At 66.2% G+C, this 6731-nt stretch carries 7 protein-coding genes; all 7 read left to right on the top strand.

Features of this window, described 5'->3' with window-relative positions; all coding sequences use genetic code 11:
* Nucleotides 1–1483: gamma-glutamyltransferase family protein (locus NH448_RS20650; protein WP_253029358.1), on the top strand; the 1483-nt coding region annotated here is incomplete at its 5' end.
* A gap of 3 nt (nt 1484–1486) precedes the next feature.
* Complete coding sequence (locus tag NH448_RS20645; protein WP_045993336.1) at nt 1487–2053, top strand: chromate transporter; 567 nt, start codon at nt 1487–1489, stop codon at nt 2051–2053.
* Nucleotides 2053–2583: a chromate transporter gene (locus tag NH448_RS20640; protein WP_045993337.1), complete on the top strand. Its 531-nt coding sequence runs from the start codon at nt 2053–2055 to the stop codon at nt 2581–2583. Before NH448_RS20645 ends, NH448_RS20640 begins: the two co-directional genes overlap by 1 nt.
* 126 nt (nt 2584–2709) lie before the next feature.
* Nucleotides 2710–3711: a tripartite tricarboxylate transporter substrate binding protein gene (locus tag NH448_RS20635; protein ID WP_045993338.1), complete on the top strand. Its 1002-nt coding sequence runs from the start codon at nt 2710–2712 to the stop codon at nt 3709–3711.
* Entirely contained in the window at nt 3708–4241 is a 534-nt protein-coding gene (locus tag NH448_RS20630) for a tripartite tricarboxylate transporter TctB family protein (protein WP_052704387.1), read from the top strand. The genes NH448_RS20635 and NH448_RS20630 overlap by 4 nt, the downstream gene beginning before the upstream one ends.
* A 30-nt stretch (nt 4242–4271) precedes the next feature.
* Entirely contained in the window at nt 4272–5771 is a 1500-nt protein-coding gene (locus tag NH448_RS20625; RefSeq protein WP_239452564.1) for a tripartite tricarboxylate transporter permease, read from the top strand.
* Between the two features lie 110 nt (nt 5772–5881).
* Nucleotides 5882–6691: a transporter substrate-binding domain-containing protein gene (locus NH448_RS20620; protein WP_045993339.1), complete on the top strand. Its 810-nt coding sequence runs from the start codon at nt 5882–5884 to the stop codon at nt 6689–6691.
* Nucleotides 6692–6731: the final 40 nt, after the last annotated feature.

Genomic DNA, 6731 nt, shown 5'->3' with positions numbered 1-6731 from the left:
CATCGCCACCGCCGCCGCGCTGACGGTGGTCGAGCCCACCGGCTGCGGCATCGGCGGCGATGCCTTCGCGCTGGTGTGGATCGCCAACGACGATCAGGGCAACGGCGAGCTGCACGGGCTCAACGCCAGCGGCGTGGCGCCCCAGGCGCTGAACCGGGAAGCACTGGTCGAGGCCGGCCACGACAAGGTCCCGCTCTACGGCTGGACCCCGGTGACGGTGCCCGGTACGCCATCCGCCTGGGCCGAACTGTCGCGCCGCTTCGGCAAGCTGGACTTCAAGACCCTGCTCGAACCCGCCATTCGCCTGGCCCGCGACGGTTTTCCGGTGTCACCGGTCATCGCCAGCCTGTGGCAGCGCGACACCGTGACCTTCCACAAGCACCTCGAAGGCGAAGCCACCCAGCCCTGGTTCGACACCTTTACCTTCGATGGCCGCGCTCCCGACGCCGGTGAGTGGTTTCGCAACGAAGACCAGGCCAGGACCCTGGAGGCCATCGCCGAGAGTCAGGCGGAGAGCTTCTACCGGGGCGAGCTGGCCGAGGCCATCGACGCCTTCTCGCGTCGCACCGGCGGCTATCTGCGCAAGGACGACCTGGCGGCCTATCAGCCCGAGTGGGTCACCCCGATCTCGGCCCGCTACCGCGACGTCGACGTCTGGGAAATCCCGCCCAATGGCCAGGGCCTGGTGGCGCTGATGGCGCTGCGCCTGCTCGATGGCTATCCGGCGTCCCACCGCGACGACCCGGAACTGCTGCATCGTCAGCTCGAGGCGATGAAGCTCGCCTACACCGACGGCAAGACCCATATCAGCGAGCCACAGGCCATGACCTACACGGTCGAGGAGCTGTTGTCCGACGCCTACACCGAGGCCCGTCGCGAGCTGATCCAGGACGCGGCCATCGACCCGCAGCCGGGCAAGCCCAGGGCCGGTGGCACCGTCTATCTGGCCACTGCTGATGCGGACGGCAACATGGTGTCCTTCATCCAGAGCAACTATCACGGCTTCGGTTCCGGCATCGTGGTGCCGGAAACCGGCATCGCCTTGCAGAACCGCGGTCACGACTTCAGCCTCGACGAGAGCCACGACAATGTGCTCAAGCCCGGCAAGAAGACCTTCCACACCATCATCCCGGGCTTCCTGACCCGAAACGGCAAGGCGTTGGGGCCCTTCGGCGTGATGGGCGGCTTCATGCAGCCCCAGGGCCACGTCCAGGTAGTGATGAACCTGGTCGACTTCGGCCTCAACCCCCAGTCGGCGCTGGACGCACCGCGCTGGCAGTGGATGGGCGGTCGTACCATCGGTATCGAGCACGGCTATCCGGCACCGCTGGTACGTGCCATGGCCGCACGTGGTCATCGCATGCAGGTGGATACCGACAGCCGCAGCTACGGCCGTGGCCAGGTGATCCTGCGTGACCCCGAGACCGGCATCTACTGTGGCGGCACCGAGCCCCGCACCGACGCCACCATCGCGGTGCTCTGACCCATGAGCGTACAAGCTTCGCTATTTGCCGCCTTCTTTCGCATCGGCATCTTCGGCTTCGGCGGAGGTCCGTCGATGATCCCGCTGGTCCACCAGGAGGTGGTCAAGCGCCACGCCTGGATGGACGACGACGCCTTCGCCGATGTCCTGGCCATCGGCAATACCCTGCCGGGGCCCATCGCCACCAAGATGGCCGGCTACATCGGCTATCGGGTCGGCGGGGTGTTCGGCGCCATCAATGCGGTGGTGGCGGTGATCGTGCCGGTAATCTTCGCCATGATCGCGCTGCTCGGCCTTTACAGCCGCTACGGCGACCAACGCTGGGTGCAGGGCATGGGGCTGGGCGTGGTGCCGGTGGTGATGGTGATGATGGCCCAGCTGACCTTCGACTTCTTCCAGAAGTCCCGGGCCGGGCTCGGCGTGGTCGCCACCCTGGTCATGGGAGTGGCCGCCGGTGGCCTGATCTATGGTCTTGGCGTGCACCCGGGACTGATCATCGGCGCCATCCTGATCGCCGCCCTGCTCAGGCCCGAGAAACCCCGCAACGCCCCTGAAGGAGGTCGTACCTGATGATCTACTGGCAGCTGTTTCTGGCCTTCTTCATTCCCAATATCGTCGGCTACGGCGGTGGCCCCGCGATCATTCCGCTGATCGAGAACGAGGTGGTCGGCACCTACGGCTGGATGACCCACCAGGGCTTCGCCGAGACGCTGGCGCTGGGCAATGCCCTGCCGAGCCCCATCGCCACCAAGATGGCCGGCTATATCGGCTACGAAGTGGCCGGCGCCGGCGGCGCCATGGTGGCGGTGCTGGCCACCGTCGGTCCCTCGCTGCTGTTGATGCTGGCGGCCCTGGGCACCCTCTATCGCTACCGCGACTCGATCAAGGTCAAGTCCATGAGCCAGTGGGTCCGTCCTGTCGTCATGGTGCTGATGGCCTACCTGACCGTCAGCTTCCTCAAGGAGGGCATGGCGACATCGGGCCTGGTGCACACCCTGATCATCGCCGCTGTGGCAGCACTGCTGCTGCTCAAGACCCGCGTACACCCGGCCCTGGTGGTGTGCTTCGGGCTGGGCTACGGCGCCCTGCTGCTGGGCTGAGAGACGACACGACACCACCGATCCATCCACAACAACACGCGTGACCTTCGATCCACCCATAACAATCAACCCGACCATCCATCCCAACAATCACAGACAAAAGCCCTCGACGCACAGGACAATCCCATGACCCTGCACCGTACCCCGTCAAAGACCGCTCTTTCCCGCCGCTCTTGCACCCGGACCGCGCTGGCCCTGATGGTCTCTGCCTCCGCCCTGGCCGCCGCCAGTGTGGCCGTGGCCCAGGACGCCTACCCTGACAAGCCGGTGGAATTCATCGTGCCCTGGTCGCCGGGCGGCGGCAGCGACACCCTGATGCGCCTGGTCGCCAACCACGCTGAATCCCAGCTTGGTCAGCCGATCCCGGTGATCAACATGCCCGGGGTCAGCGGCACCACTGGCCTCAAGGAACTGTCCCGGCGTGACGCCGACGGCTACACCATCGGTCAGGTCCATGAAGGCCTGATGGTGGCCCACCACACCGGCCTGACTCAGCTCAACTACGACGACTTCGAGCCGGTGGCGGGTGTCACCCAGTCACCCCAGTACCTGACGGTTCCTGCCGGCGCGCCCTACACCACCTTCGAGGAGTTCGTCGAGTACGCCAAGGCCAATCCGGGTGAGGTCCGCTTCGGCGTGACCCTGGGCGGCGTGCCGCATATCCACGCCGCCATGATGGAAGAAGCCGAAGACCTGCAATTCCGCTACGTCGGCTTCGAGGGCACCGGCTCGCGCATCCGCGCCCTGGTCGGCGGCCACATCGACGCCGCCATCGGCGACATCTCCTCAAGCGGCGAGTTCGTCAAGAACGGTGACCTGCGATTCCTGGCGGTGGGCAGCGAGGAGCGCCAGCCCGAAGCGCCGGACGTACCGACCTTCACCGAGCTCGGCCATCCTGAGCTCAAGCTGAACATCATTCGCGGCATTCTGGCACCCAAGGGCACCCCGGAAGAACGCATCGACACCCTGGCCGAGGCCTTCGAGGCCATGAGCCAGGACGAGGCCTTCGCCCAGGCGGTACACAACGCCGGCGCCAGTGTGGTGTTCGAAGGCCCCGAGGCGTTCGCCGAGTACCTCGAGACCAGCAACGCCACCATCGAGCGTCTGTCAGGGAAGCTTGCACGATGAGCCAGAGCACCACCGACCGCTCCCCTTCCGGGGAGCGGCACGCCCCGGGCCGGGGTGGTCCCCTGGCCCATGTGCTGTTGAACATCGCCCTGGCGGCGCTGTTCACCGCGCTCTTTGTCAGGGCCCAGGCGCTGCCATCGTCGATGTGGGAACCACTGGGTTCGGGCAGCTTCCCGCGGCTGGTACTGGCGGCGCTGGTGGCATTGAACCTGGCCATCGCCTTCAAGGAGGCGCGTGCCTTCCTGCGCCAGAGCGCCGGTGAGCGCGGCCAGGTCGGCGCCTGGATCTGGCGTCACCGGCTGGCCTTCGCTGTGCTGGCGCTGTTTGCGGTGTACATCATCGCCCTGCCCTGGCTGGGTTTCAGCCTGGCCTCGCTGGCCTTCCTGCTGGCGGGTCAATGGCTTCTGGGCGCGCGCTCGCTCAAGGCCCTGGCCATCGCTGTGGTGGTCGCCCTGGTGTTCTCGCTCGGGGTCGACACCCTGTTCCGCGACGTCTTCGTCATCAGCCTGCCCCGCGGCCTGTTCGGCTGAGGCGGCAACGACTCCTCGAGGAAATTGCTCATGATGGATGCGCTGCTGTCCGGCATGGACCAACTGTTTACGCTCTCGACCATGTTCGCCATGCTGCTGGGTGTCATCGCCGGCGTCATCGCCTCGGCGATTCCTGGCTTCACCATCACCATGGCCATCGTGCTGACCCTGCCGCTGACCTTCACCATGGACCCGCTGCAGGGCGTGGCCACCATGCTGGCGGTCTATGTCGGCGGTTACACCGGCGGCCTGATCTCCGCCGCGCTGCTCGGCATCCCCGGCACGCCGTCGTCGGTGGCGACCACCTTCGACGCCTTCCCGATGGCGCGCAAGGGCGAGCCTGGCCGCGCCCTGGCGCTGGGTATCTGGGCTTCCTTCTTCGGCGCCCTGGTCAGCGTGGTGGTGTTGATCATCGCCGCCCCACCGCTGGCGCTGATCGCCGTCAAGCTGGGCGCCTGGGAGTACTTCTCGCTGATCATCTTCGCCATGACGGTGGTCGCAAGCCTGGTCGGCAAGTCCATGCTCAAGGGCCTGATGACCGGCCTGCTGGGACTGTTCATTGCCACCGTCGGCTCCGACCCGATGATGGGGGTGGCTCGTTTCACCTTCGACTCGGACCTGCTCGCCAACGGTTTCCCCTTTCTGGTGGTGCTGATCGGTATCTTCGCCGTCAGCCAGCTGCTGTCCGAGGTGGAAGACGCCGAGGGCGTCAAGCACGGCAAGGCGCTGATGCCCGACGACGTCCACTTCAACCCCATGGCGGCGCTGAAGGAAACCTTAAGCTATCCGGTCAACCTGGTGCGCTCTTCACTGGTCGGGGTGTTCATCGGTGCGGTGCCCGGCGCCGGCGGCAGCATTGCCAACCTGCTGGCCTATGACCAGGCCAAGCGCGCCTCGAAGACCCCGGAGGCCTTCGGCACCGGGACGCCGGAAGGGGTGATCGCCTCGGAGTCCGGCAACTCGGCCACCTCCGGTGGCGGCCTGATTCCGATGATCGCCCTCGGTATCCCCGGCAGCGCGGTGGACGCGGTGTTGATGGCCTCGCTGATGGTCCACGGCATCGGCGTCGGTCCGCGCCTGATCATGGATCACGGTGATCTGGTCTACGGCATGTTCATGGCGATGCTGGTGGCCGCCTTGATGGTACTGGTGGTGTGTCTGTTCAGCATGCGCTGGTTTCTGCGCGTCACCGAGGTGCCCAAGTCGATCATCGTGCCGGTGGTCCTGGTGTGCTGCGTGATCGGTGCCTTCGCGCTGAACAACCGGGTCACCGACGTCTACCTGCTGCTCGGTGTCGGCGTCTTCGGCTACGTGCTCAGCAAGCTGGACTACCCGCTGGCACCGCTGGTACTGGGCGTGATTCTCGGCCCCATCGCCGAGACCAACCTGCGCCGCGCGCTGATGTCCGACGAGAACTGGATGCTGTTCTTCACCCGTCCTATCTCGCTGGGCCTGCTGTTGCTGGCGGCACTGTCGGTCGTGCTGGCGGTACGCCACCACCGTCGCACCAAGCGGCTGCAGGCGGCCTGACGGCCTGGGTGCAACTCACCCGACAGTCCCTCGACGGGGCCCTGCTGGCCCCGTCGACGGTCACCATAACGATAACCCCTCCCCCTTCTTCCCTGACGACAAGGTTCCCCATGCGCTCTTTCTCCCAGCGTCTGCTGTCCCCCCTGGCCATCGCCTGCGCGACGATGCTGACGATGCCCGCCGCCTTCGGCGACGAGGCTCGCCAGGTGCGTATCGCCGTCGATGTGCCTTATCCACCGTTCGAATACCGCGACGCCAACGGCGAACTCGCGGGCTTCGAGATCGATCTGGGCAACGAGTTGTGCAAACGCGCCGAACTGGACTGCGAGTGGATCGTCCAGGGCTGGGACGGCATCATCCCCGGCCTGTTGGCACGCAAGTACGACGCCATCCTGTCGTCGATGCGCATCACCGAAGCGCGTGAACGCCAGGTTCGCTTCAGCGAGCCCTACGCCATGTCGCCCAAGGTCTGGGTGGCCCGTCGCGGCGAGGCCGTCGACCCGGAAGACCTGGCAAGCCTCGAGGGCATGACCGTCGGCGTCCAGCGCGGTACCACCCAGGACACCTACATCACCGGGCGCTATCGCGACACCCTCGATATCCGCCGCTACGCCACCGCCGACGAGGTCGCCCTCGACATGGAAAGCGGGCGTCTGGACCTGGCCTTCATCAACTACCCGGTGGCCATCGAGGCGCTGGATATCAAGGCCGAGGATGGCGACTTCACCCAGGTCGGCGAGCGTATCAATTCGCCAGAATCGATCTTCGGGCGCGGCAACGCCATCGCCGTGCGCCCCCGCGATGAAGCCCTGGCCGAGACCTTCAACCAGGCTCTAAACGAGGTCTACGCCGACGGCACCTTCCAGCGCCTGATGGAGCAGTACTTCGACTACGATCTGCGCCCCGCCAGCCGCCTGTAACCAGCATGGCAAGCACAAGGGCCCGCCTGAGCATGGCGGG

The sequence above is a fragment of the Halomonas sp. OfavH-34-E genome (assembly GCF_024124525.1).
GTDB lineage: Bacteria > Pseudomonadota > Gammaproteobacteria > Pseudomonadales > Halomonadaceae > Halomonas > Halomonas litopenaei.
This window is presented reverse-complemented; position numbering and strand designations above follow the sequence as displayed.